This is a genomic window from Embleya sp. NPDC020886, from assembly GCF_044333915.1.
In the GTDB taxonomy this organism is placed as follows: Bacteria; Actinomycetota; Actinomycetes; order Streptomycetales; family Streptomycetaceae; genus Embleya.
Window position 1 is genome coordinate 243756 of record NZ_JBIRRX010000001.1, and the last position, 15976, is coordinate 259731.

General features: G+C 69.7%; 16 protein-coding genes and 1 pseudogene. 3 read left to right on the forward strand and 14 right to left on the reverse strand.

The annotated features are described in order from the left end of the window. Positions 1 to 70: 70 nt before the first annotated feature. The 4 genes from ACH4U8_RS01045 to ACH4U8_RS01060 form a co-directional block, all read right to left on the reverse strand. Complete coding sequence (locus ACH4U8_RS01045; RefSeq protein WP_395775477.1) at positions 71 to 1741, reverse strand: MFS transporter; 1671 nt, start codon at positions 1739 to 1741, stop codon at positions 71 to 73. 342 nt (positions 1742 to 2083) lie between these two features. Next, complete coding sequence (locus ACH4U8_RS01050) at positions 2084 to 3109, reverse strand: TIGR03617 family F420-dependent LLM class oxidoreductase (protein ID WP_379990901.1); 1026 nt, start codon at positions 3107 to 3109, stop codon at positions 2084 to 2086. Then, positions 3106 to 3957, reverse strand: a complete 852-nt coding sequence (locus ACH4U8_RS01055; RefSeq protein WP_395775478.1) for an enoyl-CoA hydratase/isomerase family protein — start codon at positions 3955 to 3957, stop codon at positions 3106 to 3108. The genes ACH4U8_RS01050 and ACH4U8_RS01055 overlap by 4 nt, the downstream gene beginning before the upstream one ends. 60 nt (positions 3958 to 4017) lie before the next feature. Continuing rightward, positions 4018 to 4638, reverse strand: coding sequence for a TetR/AcrR family transcriptional regulator (locus tag ACH4U8_RS01060; RefSeq protein ID WP_395775479.1), 621 nt, complete (start codon positions 4636 to 4638; stop codon positions 4018 to 4020). Between the two features lie 200 nt (positions 4639 to 4838). Here ACH4U8_RS01060 and ACH4U8_RS01065 point away from each other — a divergent pair, with 200 nt between their 5' ends. Together ACH4U8_RS01065 and ACH4U8_RS01070 are read left to right on the forward strand one after the other, a co-directional pair. Then, entirely contained in the window at positions 4839 to 6284 is a 1446-nt protein-coding gene (locus tag ACH4U8_RS01065; protein WP_360314359.1) for an MFS transporter, read from the forward strand. Positions 6285 to 6377: 93 nt separating this feature from the next. Further along, a complete protein-coding gene (locus ACH4U8_RS01070; RefSeq protein WP_360314357.1) occupies positions 6378 to 7193 on the forward strand; it encodes a coniferyl-alcohol dehydrogenase in 816 nt (271 codons plus the stop codon). Positions 7194 to 7285: 92 nt separating this feature from the next. Here the strand turns inward: ACH4U8_RS01070 and ACH4U8_RS01075 are convergent, their stop codons facing one another. The 5 genes and pseudogenes from ACH4U8_RS01075 to ACH4U8_RS01095 form a co-directional block, all read right to left on the reverse strand. Continuing rightward, the gene (locus tag ACH4U8_RS01075; RefSeq protein WP_395775480.1) at positions 7286 to 7924 is read right to left on the reverse strand and encodes an HD domain-containing protein; all 639 of its coding nucleotides are present in this window, start codon (positions 7922 to 7924) and stop codon (positions 7286 to 7288) included. Positions 7925 to 7982: 58 nt separating this feature from the next. Further along, complete coding sequence (locus ACH4U8_RS01080; protein WP_395775981.1) at positions 7983 to 9215, reverse strand: NAD(P)/FAD-dependent oxidoreductase; 1233 nt, start codon at positions 9213 to 9215, stop codon at positions 7983 to 7985. Beyond that, on the reverse strand, positions 9212 to 9418 hold the full coding sequence (locus tag ACH4U8_RS01085; RefSeq protein ID WP_395775982.1) for a ferredoxin: 207 nt from the start codon (positions 9416 to 9418) through the stop codon (positions 9212 to 9214). The genes ACH4U8_RS01080 and ACH4U8_RS01085 overlap by 4 nt, the downstream gene beginning before the upstream one ends. Positions 9419 to 9908: 490 nt before the next feature. After that, positions 9909 to 10256, reverse strand: a pseudogene (locus ACH4U8_RS01090) (Scr1 family TA system antitoxin-like transcriptional regulator); the annotation flags it as partial. Further along, positions 10249 to 10653 carry a helix-turn-helix domain-containing protein gene (locus ACH4U8_RS01095; RefSeq protein WP_395775481.1) on the reverse strand — a complete coding sequence of 135 codons (405 nt, stop codon included), beginning with the start codon at positions 10651 to 10653 and terminating at the stop codon, positions 10249 to 10251. The pseudogene ACH4U8_RS01090 and the gene ACH4U8_RS01095, both read right to left, overlap by 8 nt. 467 nt (positions 10654 to 11120) lie before the next feature. On the opposite strand from ACH4U8_RS01095, the gene ACH4U8_RS01100 reads away from it, so the two are divergent. Continuing rightward, on the forward strand, positions 11121 to 11672 hold the full coding sequence (locus ACH4U8_RS01100; RefSeq protein WP_395775482.1) for a hypothetical protein: 552 nt from the start codon (positions 11121 to 11123) through the stop codon (positions 11670 to 11672). 128 nt (positions 11673 to 11800) lie between these two features. Here ACH4U8_RS01100 and ACH4U8_RS01105 read toward each other — a convergent pair whose 3' ends face one another. The 5 genes from ACH4U8_RS01105 to ACH4U8_RS01125 all read right to left on the reverse strand — a co-directional run bounded on the left by ACH4U8_RS01105 (position 11801) and on the right by ACH4U8_RS01125 (position 15908). Then, positions 11801 to 12184, reverse strand: coding sequence for a hypothetical protein (locus ACH4U8_RS01105; RefSeq protein ID WP_395775483.1), 384 nt, complete (start codon positions 12182 to 12184; stop codon positions 11801 to 11803). A gap of 390 nt (positions 12185 to 12574) precedes the next feature. Beyond that, positions 12575 to 13054, reverse strand: a complete 480-nt coding sequence (locus ACH4U8_RS01110) for a MarR family transcriptional regulator (protein WP_360314341.1) — start codon at positions 13052 to 13054, stop codon at positions 12575 to 12577. 333 nt (positions 13055 to 13387) lie between these two features. Further along, a complete protein-coding gene (locus ACH4U8_RS01115; protein WP_380020522.1) occupies positions 13388 to 14359 on the reverse strand; it encodes a cyclase family protein in 972 nt (323 codons plus the stop codon). A gap of 28 nt (positions 14360 to 14387) precedes the next feature. Next, a complete protein-coding gene (locus ACH4U8_RS01120) occupies positions 14388 to 15494 on the reverse strand; it encodes an alcohol dehydrogenase catalytic domain-containing protein (protein ID WP_360314337.1) in 1107 nt (368 codons plus the stop codon). A 117-nt stretch (positions 15495 to 15611) separates the two neighbouring features. Next, positions 15612 to 15908: a hypothetical protein gene (locus ACH4U8_RS01125; protein WP_395775484.1), complete on the reverse strand. Its 297-nt coding sequence runs from the start codon at positions 15906 to 15908 to the stop codon at positions 15612 to 15614. Between the last annotated feature and the right edge of the window lie 68 nt (positions 15909 to 15976).

The window sequence follows — 15976 nt, forward strand, 5'->3', positions numbered from 1 at the left end:
GTGTCGGATCGCGCGCGGCGGGCGACCGACCGATCCGGCGCCCACCGCGGCGCCGGATCGCGGCCGCCGCTCAGTGCAGCAGGCCGCCCGTGGCGGGCTTGCGGCCGTGCTTCATCACCAGTGCGATCACCAGCGCCAGCACGCCGCACGCGATCAGGATCCAGAAGCCGGTGGTGAAGGCGTCCGTGGTGTACGTGCAGCCTCGTACGTCGCACGCGTCGTTGGTGGCGGTGCCCTGGCCGGTCGGCGAGGGACCGGTGATCCGCAGGCGGTTGTTGGTGAAGATCGGGGACAGCAGCGCGACGCCGACCGAGGCGCCGAACGACTGGGCGACCACCAGCATGCTGGACGAGATGCCCTGCTGTTCCTGCGGTACGGCCTCGATGATCAGGTTCGGCGCGGCGGCGTAGTACATCCCGAAGCCGATGCCGTAGACCACGCCGCAGAGCAGCATGAGCTGCCACGAGTCGTGCAGGAACAGGTACATGAAGCCCGCGACGGTCAGCGTGCCGACACCGACGATCATCGGCATCCGCAGTCCGCGACGCTGCCCCCACAGACCGGCCAGCGGGCCGGCGATCATGCTGGACAGGGACTGCCAGATCAGCACGTGCAGGGCGAGGCCGAGCAGGGTGAAGCCGAGCGCGTAGTCGAGCGAGTCGTTGAACGAGACGGCCGCCTTGACCTGGTCGGCGATGCCGGCCCACATCGCCTCGGGCGCGCCCATCGCCTTGGCGCCCTGGACGGCGCCGTCGCCGTACTTGTCCAGGGTGCTCTGCTTGACGTCGTCCGGGGTCAGGCCCATGTAGCTGGTGAGGTAGTTCTGGATGCCGATGATCATGTTCGCCAGGAACGCGATCCCGAGCACGAGCGCCACCCGCGGGGCGGTCAGCAGCTTGAGGTCGATGATCGGGTTCTCGACCCGCTTCTCCCACAACACCCACGCGCCGATCACCAGGACGCCGAGGATCGCGTATCCGAACGCGGACAGCTTGCCCCAGCCCCACGCCTGACCCTGGCTGATGTAGAGCAGGATCAGCGCGAGCCCGACACCGAGGATGACACCGCCGACGTAGTCCACCTTCTGCGGCACGCGCAGCTTGGACTCCGGCACCACGACCAGCAGCAGCGGGATCAGCACGAGCATGTAGACGACCAGGAACCAGAACAGCGAGCGCCAGGAGTAGTGCTCGGTGAGCAGCCCGCCGACGACCGGCGCGAGCGCGGCGGAGAGGCCGAGCCCGGTGGCCGAGACGCCGATCGCGACCGGGATGAACTTGCGCGGCATCAGGTCGCGGATGAGCCCGTATACGACTGCGGTCATGCCGAACGCGACCGCCTGGAGCGCGCGGCCGACCAGGAACAGCGGCCACGAGCTGGTCAGCGCGCAGATCAGCGAACCGAGCAGGAACGACACGCTGGTCGCCAGCAGCAGCCGCTTCTTGCCGTAGACGTCGGAGAGCTTGCCGATCAGCGGGCTGACCGCGCCGCCGACCAGGCCCAGGATCACCACCATCCACGAGATGCTCTCGCCGACGGACCGGAAGGACGGGGCGATCTCCGGCACGGCGGAGGAGATCATCGCGTACTGGAGCGGCACGACCTCGGAGAACATGACCACGACGGCCAGGACGGCGAAGACTCGGCCCTTGGACACCCCCTCCAGTCGACCGGTGTCGACCGAGGATGGGTCGGATTCGGGCTCCGGCGGCTTCGCGGATACTTCAACGGTCGCAGACATACCGGTACTTTCCGTTCTGTGCAGGGGCGCGCGCCGGACACGTGTCACCACTGCGACACGTCCGGTTTCGTACGGAATTTTTGGGGGCAAAGCGCCGCTCGGCCTCGATGGGGCGGGCGTGCATCTCGTGGACGCTGCCAACCGGATCGGTGCTCTCCAGCCGAACTGTTTGACAGTGTTTAGCACGGCGCGGAGGCGCGGGGAAGAGCAATGACCGGGTCGACGGGTATTCGATCCCGATATGGGGTAGAAAATCCCTGACGACCCGTCAGCTCACTGTCGTGGTCGGACCCCGACCGCGCCCCCGCCCTCCGTTCCCGATTCCGTGTCCCTGCGTGTTCCTCAGCCCAGGTCGTGGAAAGCCGCGGCGACCTCGGTCCAGCGTTCGACCGACTCGGTGTCCTCGCGCCACGTGCTCACCGCCGAGTACGCGACGACGCGCGTGGCGACCCCGCGGTATCGGCTCATCAGGGCCTGCGCCAAGCCGTCCCAGGGCGCGGTCACCGTCAGCGTGTCCAGCACCTCGTCGTCGATCGCGGCGGCCATGCCGGCCCGGTCCTTGGCGCCGAAGAGGCGGTGCAGTCGGGGCTGGAGGTCGTCCCAGCCGTGCGTCTCGAAGACCTTGGCGTAGCCGGGCGTCGAGCCGTAGAAGGCCAGCCGCATGCGCAGCTTGGCGCGCTCGGCCTCGATCTCCTCCTCGGTGTCGCCGGTCGCGGTCATCACCGGGCAGACCAGCGCGAAGTCATCCGCCGCGCCGCCGGCGGCGAGTTCGGGACGGACCACCTCGTGGATGTAGCGCACGCTGTGCAGCGGGTGGATGTGCAGGCCGTCGGCCACCTCGCCGATCATCCGCAACATCCACGGATTGACCCCGGCCAGGTAGATCGGCGGGTCGGCGATCGAGCCGCCCGGCGTCCATTCCGGCGTCATCAGGGTGAATTGATAGAAGTCGCCCTTGAAGCGCAGCCGTTCCTCGCCCCGGAAGGCCGCCCAGATCGCCCGCAACGCGCCGACGTACTCGCGCAGTCGCGGTCCCGGCCGGTCGAACTCGGCCGAATAGCGCCGCTCGATGTGCGGTCGTACCTGGGTGCCCAGGCCCAGCACGAAGCGGCCGCCGGTGGCCTCGGACAACTCCCAGGCCGCCGACGCGGTGACCATCGGGCTGCGCGCGAACGCGACCGCGATGCCGGTGCCGACGGTCAGGCTCTCGGTCGCCAACGCCGCGGCGGTCGCGGCGGTGTACGCGGTGCGACCACCTTCGGTGAGCCATAGCCCGTCGAAGCCGGCCCGCTCGGTGGCGGCTGCGGCGCGTTGCATGCCGCGCAGGGTGAGGCCGGCTGCCATGACATCGAGCTGAGGGGGCGTCACTTGTTCTCCTGTACCGAGGATTCGGCGGATTCCGCTTCCGCCGCGCGTACACGGTCCCACGCGCCGGTGACCGTGCCGGTCCAGCGCGGTGCGCGCCGTTGCGACCAGGCGCGCGGGCCCTCGCGCGCGTCTTCGGTGCCCATCAGGATGCGGTGATAGGCGGTTTCCAGCCGTTCCACCTCGTCCGGGCCGGCGTCAGCCCACAACATGCGCTTGGTCAGCGCGGCCGATACCGGGTGCACGTTGGTGGCGATGTCGCGGGCGATCTCCATCGCGGCGGGCAACACCTCGTCGGCGGGCAGCGCACGCGACGCTAGCCCCAGCGCGAGCGCCTCGCCGCCGCGGAACGTACGCCCCGTCAACAGGATGTCGGCGGCCACCGCCCGGGACGTGGCGGTCGGCACCGTCCAGTGCGACTGGGCGTCGGGCACCATGCCGCGCCGGACCTGGGGAATCGCCAACTTGGCGTCCTCGGCCACGATCCGGATGTCGCACTGCATCGCCAGGGTGAACCCGATGCCGATCGCGTGCCCGTTGATCGCCGCGATCACCGGCTTGCGCACGGCCCAGGCGGGCGGCTGTACGGGCGAGGCGCTGAACGCGCGCGGACCGGCGCCCGACCGTTCCCCCGGCCCGGCGAAACTGTCCGCGGCCGGCGACATGTCGGCCCCCGCGCAGAACGCCCGCCCGGCGCCGGTCAGCACCACCGCCCGCACCGCGTCGTCGGCGTCGCAACGCGCGTACGCGTCGCCGAGGGCGGCACCCATCCCGCCGGAGAACACATTGAGCCGGTCGGGCCGGTCGAGCGTGACGACGGCAACCCCGTCGTGCATGGCGAACTGGATCACCCTGCGAAGGTAGGTCGAGTCCTTGACTAAATCAAGTGACGATGCCCGGAGTCGACGCCGTCACCGGACCGGGCGGACCAGCGGCAGGACCACCTCGTCGACGATGCGTTCCAGGAAGGCGTCGTCCAACTCCTCCGGGGCCGTGAGGTTCTGATGGACGAGGACGGCGATCCCGACGCGGGCGACCAACGGGGTCGCCGCCCCGGGGCGCACGTCGCCGCGGGCCTCCCCGGCCCGCAGGACGTCGAGCATCATGTTTCGGGCCGGTGCGGACACCCGCTCGCGGATCAGCTCGTGGGCCTGGGCGAAATCCTGCTTGGCCTGCTGGAAGCCGGTGTCCGCGCCGACCGTGCAGGCCCCGAACATGAAACGCAGGATCGAGAGCACGTCGCCGCGCAGGTCGCCGACGAACTCGACGTCCTCGGCGACGGGCAGCCGGTCGCGGAACGCGTCCAGGAGCAGGGCCTGCTTGTCGGACCAGCGGCGATAGAGCGGCGCTTTGCCCGTACCGGCCGCCGAGGCCACGCCGTCCATCGTCAGGCCCGCGTATCCGACCTCCAGGATCTGGTCGAACACCGCCTGGTAGATGGCCTGTTCGAGGGCACGTCCGCGCCGCCGGACGGGTGTCGCGTCCCGGGCGGACGGCTCGTCGGCACTCTGGCGGTCGGTACGGGAGCCCAACGCGGGTCACCTCTTTCGGGTCGTACCCCGATTATCCCCGAACGCTTGTAAGAGACTCCAGAGTCTCCTAAGCTCGCCATAAGAGACGTTCTCGTCTCTTGGTTTCGGCCGTTCCTGCCGTTCCGGCACTCGTCCGCGCGCCGCCGGGCGCGCCGATTCGCGCTGCCCGAATCCCAGCTTCGTACCTCGGGGGTCTCGCCATGTCCACATCCGCCGCCACGCCCAAAATCGGGCCACCATCGAGCGGGTCGGCTTCGGCCGCACCGCGCCCCGGGCTGGTCCTGGCCGTCATCACCGGTTGCATGTTGCTGATCGGCATCGACGTCACGGTGGTCAACCTCGCACTGCCCCGAATGGGGGACGCCCTCGACATGTCACGCGCCTCCACGTCATGGGTGCTCAACGCGTACACGCTGGCCTTCGGCGGCTTCCTGCTCCTCGCCGGCCGACTGGGCGACGTCTTCGGCCGCAAACGCGCGTTCATCGCCGGCGCCGGACTCTTCACGCTCGCCTCACTGCTCGCCGGGTGTGCGCCGTGGGCGTGGTGGCTGATCGCGGCGCGTGTGCTCCAGGGTCTGGGCGGCGCGCTCGCCGGGCCGAGCACGATGGCACTGATCGTCAGTACGTTCGAGGGGCAGGCTCGCGCGCGGGCCATCTCCTGGTACTCCGCCGTCCTCGGCGGCGGCGCGTCCGTCGGGCTGGTGCTCGGCGGTGCGCTCACCGATCTCGCCTCGTGGCGTTGGGTGTTCCTGATCAACGTGCCGCTCGGCGTGCTGCTGATCGTGCTCGCGTCGCGGCTGATCACCGAGCCCGCGCGGGTCCGCACGGATCGGCCGCGGCGGTTCGACCTCGCGGGCGCGCTGACCGGGACGGCGGGCATCGGCGCGCTGGTGTACGCGTTCATCCGCGCCGCCTCGGACGGTTGGCGCGATCCGCAGACCATCGCCTCGCTGGTCGCCGCCGCGCTGCTGCTGGCCGCGTTCGTGCTCGTCGAGAAGCGCACCGACGAACCGCTCACGCCGCTGCGCCTGGCCACGCGCGGCACCCTCGCGCGGGTGCTGCCCGCGATCACGCTGGTGGGCGCCGCGATGTTCAGCGTGCTGTTCCTGTTGGCGCAGTACTTCCAGGAGGCGCGCGGCTTCAGCCCGGTCGAGGCGGGCCTGGCCTTCCTTCCCCTGATGGGCCCGCAGTTCACCGTGGCGCGCCTGTCGCCGGCGCTGGTCCGCCGAGTCGGTCCGGCCTGGCCCGCGGCGGTCGGCGTGGGGATGGTGGCGGTGGGCCTGGCCTGGCTCGGCCGGCTCGGCGAGCACGACACCTACGTCGGCGGCGTCCTGGGACCGCTCCTGCTGATCGGGGCCGGCGTCGGTGCCGCGATGCCGACGATGAGCACCTACGGCATGTCGGGCATCGACCCCCGCGAGTCCGGCGCCGCCTCGGGCCTGATGCAGACCATGCAGTGGATCGGCGGCACGCTCGGACTCGCGGTCTGGGTCACGGTGTTCGGCGCCGCGACCCGCGACCGGTCGGCGGGCGAATCCGCCGAACACCTGTTGACCCACGGGATCGCCACGGCGTTCGGCGCGGCGGCGATCTGCGCGGCGGGCGGGTTCCTGGCCTCGCTGGCACTGTCACGACGCCCGGCCTGACGCTTCGCGGGGCGTGCGCCGAGCTGATTGTTGACCAGATCAAGGAGTGATCCTAGGGTCTGACCAACCATTGTCACGAGGGGACTTCTCACCATGACCAACCCGTTCGGGTTCGAGGGTAAGCGCGTTGTCGTCACGGGGGGCTTCTCGGGTGTGGGGGCCGCCCTGGTCGAGGTGCTGGCCGAGCAGGGCGCCGAGCACATCACCGTGCTCGACCTCAAGGAGCCGACCGGCTCGGCGCACACGTTCGTCCGGACCGACCTGTCGGACGCCGCGTCGGTGGACGCCGCCGTCGCCGCGATCGACGGCCCGGTGCACGCGCTGTTCAACAACGCGGGCGTGGCCGGCACGCTGCCCGCGCCGACGGTGTTCGCGATCAACTACCTCTCGTTGCGCCGGTTGACCGAGGCACTGGTCGCCAAGGGCGCGCTGCCCGAGGGTGCCGCGATCGTGAACACCGCGTCGATCGCCGGCATTTCCTGGCCGGCCCACCTGGAGGCGATCAAGCAACTCCTCGCGATCGAGGACTGGGACGCCGCGCAGGAGTGGCTCGCGGGCAACGAACTCGGCAGCGACGCCTACAGCTACAGCAAGGAAATCGTCCAGGTTTACACGATGCACTACGCCCGCACGGCCGCCGCCAAGGGCCTGCGGATCAACAGCGTGTGCCCGTCGCCGATCGACACTCCGCTGCTGCCGGACTTCCGCAAGACGATCTCCGACAAGGTGATCGACTGGAACATCTCCCAGGGCAACGGCCGCCTCGCCACCGGGCGCGACGTCGCCCTCGCCCTGGCCTTCCTGGGCGCGGACGCCTCCGGCTTCCTCAACGGCGTCAACATCAACCTGGACGGCGGCTTCAACGCCGGACTCACCGTCGGCAACATCGACTTCTCCGGCCTGGCCTAGTACTTCGCTCCATGAGGTACTCCGGTCGCGCTCCACGAGCGTGTCCTGCGGATGCCCCTCGGCCACCCGGGGCATCCGCAGCGCTCCTGGGGTCACTCCGGCCAGTCGGAGTCCTCCACGATGCCGACGAAGTTCGGGCGCACGTAGCCGGGGGAGAACCGGTCGAGGACGTCGGCCTTGATGTTGCCGAAGGTGGTGGCGGGCTTGGGGGCGATCCCGTCGGTGAACGCCCGGAGGATGCGCCGCTTGAAGTCGGGGCGCGGATGCGCGGCGACCACCGCGGCGCGCTCCTCGGCCGAGACGTCGTGGTAACCGATGCCGAGGACGTCCAGTTCGACACCCGCGGTGGTCAGCGCGATGACGGGATCCATGTGGGTGGGGATCTCCGGCGTGGTGTGCAGGGCGATCGCCTGCCAGACCAGGCGAGCGTCCTCGTCGGCGATGCCGTGCGCGACGAGGAAGGCCCGGGCCTCGTCGGCTCCGTCGATCTCGAAGCGGCGGCCCGAGGCCCGGTGCGGTTCGGTGAGCCCGATGTCGTGGAACATGGCCGCGATGTAGAGGAGTTCCGGATCGGCTGCGACGCCCAGGCGGCGCCCGTGCAGCGCGCCCCACAGGTACACGCGTCGCGAGTGGTGGTAGAGAAGGTCGTCGGTGGCTTCGCGGACGAGTTCGGTCGCCTCGGCGGCGAGCCTGCTGTCCGGGATGGCGATGTCGGCGATGTGGATGCTCATCTGCTGCTCCTTGTGGGATGGGACCGTGCGGCTGCCCGCGAGGGCGGCCGAAGCGGCTTCAGACCCGGGCGAGTTCGGCCTCGGCCAGCACCCGGCGGTGCGCGGCGATGCGACTGTTGCGGCCGATGGCGACCGCGCCGACGAAGCGGCCCTCACGGTGGTAGGTGACTTCCAACGTGCGGTCGACCAGGTTGCGTTCGAGGGTGCGCTCCTCGTCCGCCGAGGCCGGCAGGCCGACCCCGCGGAGCGTGATGCCGTGCAGGTCGCACCAGAAGGACGGGATGGCGGTCAGGGGGCGCGCGGCATCGCCGTGCACGAGCGTGCGCGCCGCGACGGCCGCCTGTTCCACGGCGTTGCTCCAGTGCCCGAGCGAGCTGCGGTTCCCGTCGTAGACCGCCGCGCGCGACGCGGAACGCGAGTCCGAGTTCGGTGGGTGCGGGTGCGGAACGACCGCGACGTCGCCGGCCGCGACGACGCCCGGCATGGGCGTCCCGTCGATCGACAACACGCGCAGTCGCTCGTCGCACCGGACGCCGCCGGCCAGTGCGATGCCGGACCCGGCCAGCCACGCGACGTTCGGGACCGCGCCGAGGGCGAGAACCGCGACGTCCGCCGCGAGTTCGGTGCCGTCGTCGAGACCGACCGCGGTCAGCCGCCGACCGCCGACCAGAGCCTTGACCCGGTACCCGGGGAGCACTCGGATGCCGGCCGAGTCGTGCAGACGGGTGATGAACTCACCGGCGGCGGAGCCTACTTGCCGCACCAGCGGTCGGCTTTCCGGGACCACCAGCGTGACGTCGAGGCCGCAGGCCCGAGCGGCGGCCGCGATCTCGCTGCCGAGGAAACCGCCACCCACGACGACGGCCCTGCGGCCGGGCCGCAGATCGGCGCGCAACGACGCGGCGTCCTCCCGGGTACGCAGCGTGTGCACGCCGGACGGCAGCGGGAGGAGTGCGGCCGGCACGCACGCGGCGGCACCGGTGGCGATGACCAGTCCGTCGTACGGGAGGTCGCGTCCGTCGGACAGCCGCACGGTCCGGCCGTACGCGTCGAGGCCGTCGGCACGCGTGCCGAGGATCCAGGTGGCGTCGAGGTCCCCGGGCACCGGAAGATCCGTCGCGGACACCGGCAGAGCTTCGGTGAGCTGCTTCTTCGACAACGGAGGCCGGTCGTAGGGCAGATGGGGCTCGGCGCCGACCAGGACCAGCTCGCCCGCGAATCCTTCGGCGCGCAGCGTCTGCGCGGCCCGGAGGCCGGCCAGCGACGCGCCGGCCACCACGATGCGCTTCACGCCGCGGCTCCCAGGGTGCCGAGGATGCCGATGGCACGGACCGGGCACATCGCCGCCGCGGTGCGGACCTCGTCGAGACGGGCGTCGGACGGCTCCGCTTCGTAGACGAGGTAGTCGTCGTCGTCGAAGGCGAAGACGTCCGGCGCGGCGAAAACGCACTGGCCGTGGCTCTCGCACAGGTTCATTTCCACGGTGATGCGCATCATCGAACTTCCTTTCTTTGGCGGATGTCAGGCGACCGGCGGGTCGAAGCGCGAGTGCCGGGCCGCCGGCTCGACGGCGATCATGGCGACCCGGGTCGGCCCGGCGAGGACCCCGGCGAGGTGGCGGTGGTGGGCGGATGGGTGGCGGCTCGGGGACCGCCGTTTGGAAGAAGCCGCAGGTCGGGGCATCGACGGGGTCGACACTCGGACGGCGTGTAGATCTCCGGGCGGATGGCGTCCGGGTCGAGAAACGCGAACTGCCGTCACCGCTACGGCCGGGGTGTTCCCGCTCGGCGCGCCGGCGTCGTTCATGGCAGAGTTCCGTTTCCGTTCGCAGGGGTGCGCCGGCCCGGCCGGGCGGATATCCGCGCTTCGGCTCTACCTCGAACGTACGGGCGCCGCGTACCGCCGACGAGGGGCCGAACGCGCCAAACAGGGGTTCCGGCGCACCAACGGGGACGGCTCGGATGACCTGGGTGTCTGCCGATTCCCTCGGAGACAGGGCGTAGGCGCTGACTCGATCGCAGGACCGTTTACGCCTGGTGACGACGTCCGGGTCCTCGATGATTCGGCCACTTTCGTTGCCTTCGAGGTAGACCAGGGACGTGCCGTCCTCCAGCTCGATCATGATCTGCGTGGCTTCGTTGAAGCCGAACGCACCACGTTGTAGTGGCAAGATCCGCGTCTTGCCGTGCTCGTGATCTGTGGCCGCCAACAATGCAATCAGCTGTTCCACCATGACGTCTGCATCGTCCATCCATCGATGCAGTACCGACTCGTCAAGGATCGCCGAGAAGTACGGGCTTGGCGCCTTGTCGAAGATCGAGCGCCTATCGATTCGGCCTCGACCCGTGCACTGATCTCTTCGTCCGAAGCGCCGGGGTCGGCTGCTCGGAAGAGTGCGCGTTCGTAGGCCGGAGTCTCCTGCGGCGTCTTTTCTCCAAGTCCATGTATTCCAAGTACCGATCCGGGAACCGCACGCCGCGCAGCATCTCGAACAGGGCGGTGAACAGGCCGTTCGTGCCGAATGCGGCATCGAGCTTGGGGCACAACTCTTCGGGAACGGGGCTGTCGCAGGTCTCGAAGCGGCTCATCGATGCCTTGCTGTAGCCCACGACGTCGGCCAACTCCGTTACGGACATGCCGGCTCGCGTTCGATGCTCGCGAATCTGAGCGGCCACGCGTTGGCGTGGTGATCCGTTTGTCGGATCGGTCCGACGCTCCCGGAATCGCACGCGCGTACCCCTCTTTCGTTCCAATCGGATCCGCAACGGTGGGCTGCTTCAAAGGCTGAACCGAAGGGCCGATCCTGAACCACAGAGTGGCCGAACAACCACCCACTGCAATCGCAGCGGCGCTCCGCCACGAAGAGGGATGGGGTAGGGGGCGAGTGAATGCCTGGACAGCGTCTCGCCCCCTACGTGCCCCGCAACGAGAAGGGACACGTCATCAAGATGACAGCTCGAATCGGCTGGACCCAGCGAAGCTCGGCACGCGTGTCGACGCTGGATCGCGATGTGCAGGACGAGCAACTGCTCCCGCCGGCCCGGAAGTGGGTCGACGGACCGGACGTCGAGGCTCCCCCGCGCCCACCTGCCTCGCGCCCGACGCTGCTTCGGCGGTTGCGTTCGCATCGGCTGTGGCGGGCCTGGCGGTTGTCGGTGCGGTCTCGCGCGCCGTACTCGGGTGGGCGGGGATCGCGATGAGCACCCAGGAGCGAGTCTCGGGGAGTACGCAGGAGGATCTCGACAAGGGCCGCGCGTTCTTCGAGCGCTACCGGCACGCGTGGTGTCGCGACGCGTACTCGGGCCGCGGGGGCGTGCTGATGGACGTGCAGGGTCGGCAGGTCTACCTGCGCCTACGGGTCGGCATCGAATTCGTGTGCCAGATGCGGGACTTGGTCATCCTCCGACCCCCTCCCCCGGTCCTGCACGCACGCGTCGCCTACGTCGGGGCGGAAGACGCCACGAAGCGACCGGACGGCACGCTCATGGAGATGTGGGCTGTGGACAAGGGCACATCGGCCGTCGTGCAACCACCGAACGGTCACGCATGGTTCGCCCTCCTGGCAGACCTCGAACGAGCCGACTGCCCCATGGGCCCCGTGGCGGAGTGGGCAGATCCGGCGGACGGTTCGACGCCGGACGCCTCGAACAAGGGCGACCACCCGACCGGTGCCGTGCAGCCGCCCTCACCCGCGCCGTGCGTCACCCCACGAGCTGAACAACGGTCACCAGAAGCTCACTTGTCGTGATCTGGTAGATCACGATGACGCTTCCGCAGGTCGCCGTGCGCCTGTCCTTGCCGTATGTGGCACTGGACCCGGACCCGTATGGGTCGTTGGCGATGCGGGCCATGCCGTTGTCCAGGTCTCGCCGTTGGCTACTCGGAAGATTGCGGCGGGCCTTCTCGCAATCGGGAGTCCACTTGATCGAGTACGTCCGCACGTTCCACCCCCATGACGACGGCCGCTTCCGCTTCCTCGTGAATCCCCTGCACCCAGTCGTGGATCCGGCGCATGGCCGCCGGGACCGGTGTGGGTTTCGCCGCCCATCGATACAGCGTCAGGGGCATGTCCCGAGCGGGCGCGTGCTCGATCTCGTCCATGAACTTGGCGCGTTGGTCTTCCGGCAGGGACTCACGGATGCCTGCGATCGTGGCCGGCAGGGCGTACCACGTGCCGTCCACGAGGGTGACGAACAGGCGCCCGCCGTCGTTGTCGGGCGCATCGGGATCGCGCTGGTGTTCGTCGCCGTGTTCGTCCATGAGCGTCCTTCGACATGAGTTACGGTCCGGCTACAGACAGTGTGCATGCTCGATGCCCCTTGTGAAGACTCCGACGTGCCACGGCGAGAAGAGCAACGGCACGCGCAACGGCAGGCGACCCGATCGGCCCGAAACCTCCCCCGGCCCCGATCACACTCCCGCTCACGCAATGGCGGCACGGCGCAGAGAACCACGCCGAGTTCCCGGCTCGGCGCGGCAGGGGTCGGTTTCGGCAATAGGCGCCGATAAATCGGCGACCGTCGGGTGATCCGCGCAGTCATTCGTGCGGCGGCAAGGCCGGCGAATTGCCAGGGCTCCTTGTCGAATGTCACCGACAAGGAGCCCTGGCAATTTGGGATATGACGAATAGTCAGGCGGGTCGAGGTGTGCTCAGACGGCGGGGTCCTCGACGGCCGCGGGGATCTCGCCCTCGGCCATCTCCTCGACGAATCGCTGCAACAGCGCGGCGAACGTCTCGCGGTCCGCGTCGCTCCAGCGGTCGAGCATCTCGCTCATCCGCCGGTCCATGACGTCGTTGAGCCGGCGCCGGACCGAGTCGCCGCGCGGGGTGAGCGAGACGAGGCTGACCCGTCCGTCGTCCGGGCTGGGCGAACGCCGGACGTAGCCCTCCCGCTCCAGTTGGCCGACCTGGCGCGCGGTGGCGCCCGGGTCCATGTTCGTCATGCGCGCCAACTCCCCCATGGGGAGCGGGCCTTGCTTCTCGATGCGGCGCAGCAGCACATAGGCGGGCTGCGAAATGGTCGCGCCCGCCGCGGCGGCCTGGCCCGCGTATACTCGGCGGCTGGCGTGGCGCCGAAGCAGTGCCTCCAGCGCCCGCTGGATCGCTTCGACGTTTTCGGTGGAGTTCACCCGGCCATGATAGCAGTCCTTGACTGCGTCAATTTAATACTGTGCGATAACGTGCATAACTCGGAGCGGATTCCGAGCCCGCCGCACATCGCGGCCGAAGGCGGCCTTGGCGAACAGGCGGACAGCGGGCGGCCGGGCGAACGAACAGGGCTTCGACTCCGGAAAATACCGCGCGGCGGGGTCTGCGGCGCGCTCACCGACGCACTCGCGACCATGTGTGATCACACTTGTTTGTTATCCGCAGCCGAGCGGCCGTCAAGCGGTCGCCTCGGTCCCGACGGAGGAAACGAGACCGAGACGACCTGCCCATGGACTATGTCAGTCGTCAGACGATCAGACAATGGCAACCGGATTGATGGGGCTCCCCGTTGCACCGGTGACCGGAAGCGGGGCCACACACAACAGACACGAATAGGCGCCGGCTTCCGCCATCGCCTCGGCAAGCTCGCTCAGCCATAGATGTTCGAGCAGTGGCACACCGGATTCGACGAGCAACGCGATGTGGACCGACAAGAACCGATCATCGAATGGAATGCACTCGATCGCGCTGTTGTCCGCGCCGACCACACTGATGTCGTGCTCCCGGACGTAGTCCACCGCGTCGAGCGACAGACCGGGCTGTGCGAACGAGGGCTCGCGGCCGGCGGCGACCGTGGCCCGGTACTCGTCGAGATAGCCGGTACGAACCAACAGCGCGTCGCCGGCGCGCACCTCGACGCCCTGCCGCTCGGCGCACCCGGCCAGATCGGCGCCGGTGATCTTGTATCCGCCCTCCAGATACGGCCTGTCGAAGTGCCGCGGCAGGTCGAGCAGCACCGCCCGGGTCGCGAACGCGCCGAGCTTGTCGATCCCGCAGCGGCCGGCGCCGGTGTGCGAGCGGAAGCTGTCGGCCGGAAAGCCGTTGTAGAACCGTCCCTTGGCCTGCACGTGGCACAGCGCGTCCATGTGCGTGAGGTTGTGCGACGGGATGATCAGCACGTCCTCGTTCGAGCCGACGTCGTCGCCGCCCTCGAACCCCTCGTACATCGCGTCGGTCTGACTGACCAGCGTCAGCCGTTGTGGCGTGCCGCGGAAGTCGAAGGCGGGTTGGTTGCCGCGCACGATGGGCAGGGCGAGCGAGTACGAGCGCCCGGTCCGGATCTCGTGCGCGGCGGTCCGGACCCCGGCGGGCTCGATCAGGTTGAGCGCCCCGCGTTCGTCCTCGGCGCCCCAGCGGCCCCAGTTGCCGGCGGCGGGCGGCGGCGTGGACTCGGGGTCCGGGTCGAGTGCGGGCAGGTCCGTACCGGCTCGGGTGTCGTCCGTCATGCGTCGGGCGGTCCGGTCCGGGCGGGCCTCAGAACGCGATGACGCCGCGCGCGATCCGTCCGTTGTGCATGTCGTCGAGCACGTCGTGGAAGCCGTCGGCCGGATAGACCTTGGACACCAGCGCGTCCAGGTCGAACTTGCCTTGGCGGTACAGCTCGACGATCGCCCGGATGTCCTCGTGCGGACGCACGCCGCCGGCGCGGGTGCCCAGGAGGCCCCGGTCGCACTGGAGCAGGTTGGCGATCCGGATGTTGGCGGTCGCGGTCTGCGCGGGCTGGCCGACGGCGATCAGCGTGCCTCCCCAGTCCAGCGCCTCCATGGCGTTCTCCAGCACGGCCGGGATGCCGGTGCACTCGAAGATCCAGTCCACGCCGCCCGCGCCGAACACGCCGACCTTGACCTCGTCGCTGTACGGGAAGAGCGTGCGGATCTCGTCCGCGACGTCCACGTCCTTGCCCGACTTGACGAAGTCGGTCGCACCGAACTTGCCGGCCAACTCGAACTTGCCGGGCACGGTGTCGATGCCGACCACGCGGCCGGCGCCCTTGAGCCGCAACGCCTGGACGGCGGACAGGCCGACCCCGCCGAGGCCGATCACGGCCGCGGTCTGGCCGGGCAGCACGTTCGCCCTGTTGAGCACCGCGCCCGCGCCGGTGACCACGCCGCACGGCACCAGGCACGCGGAGGTCAGCGGCACGTCCTTCGGGATGGTCACGCACTGGATTTCCTTGACCAGGGTCAACTCGGCGAAGGTGGACGCCCCCGCGAAGTTCCACACCGGCTCGTCGCCGATGGCGAACGGCGTGCCCCGGTTGCCCAGCGTCTGGCGACAGCGGTTGGGGTGTCCGGTCTGGCAGTGCCGACACATCCCGCACGCGGCGATCGTGGTGATCACCACGTGGTCGCCCGGCACCACCGAACCGACCCCCGCGCCGACCTTCTCCACGATGCCGGCGCCCTCGTGCCCGAGCACGGACGGCGTGGGCCACTCGATGACGCCCTCCAGCACGCTGACATCGCTGTGGCAGACCCCGGTCGCGACGATCCGGACCAGGACCTCACCGGCCTCCGGGTCACGTACGGTGACATCGTCCCGGATCTCGGCGCCCGTGGCGGTGTGCAGGATCGCGCGCATGTACCGTCTCCTCGTTCCGGGCGGACGGCCCGCCGCGAGGTGTGTTCGCCGCGCACCGGACCGGCCCACCCCAAGCCGAACTTCCACATCCTTGATCACTACAACGATCTCGATTATTCACCGAGTGCCCAAGAGGTCAAGGCATACCAACGCCGGGATCCGACGGCCCCGCTTCCCCGACCGACCGGCCCCGCGCCGCGCGTCCCGACCCGGTGCCGCGCCGGTCGACTCGTCGAGCGCGGCGAAGCGGTGCCCGGGCAGTTTGCCCGCGTCGAGTTCCGCCCACCCCGGCGCCCGCTCCCGAAACGTGGCGTTCCCGGTGTCGATGCCGAGTTGATGGATCGTGAGCACCTGGCCGGCATGCTCGGGACGCATCGGCGCGATCGTCACGGCGGTGACGGCGGCAGTGGACATGCCGCTCGCTCCGGGGACGCGGCGGCCGACGGAAGTCCCATCCCGACGCAAATGCACATGCGCCCCGC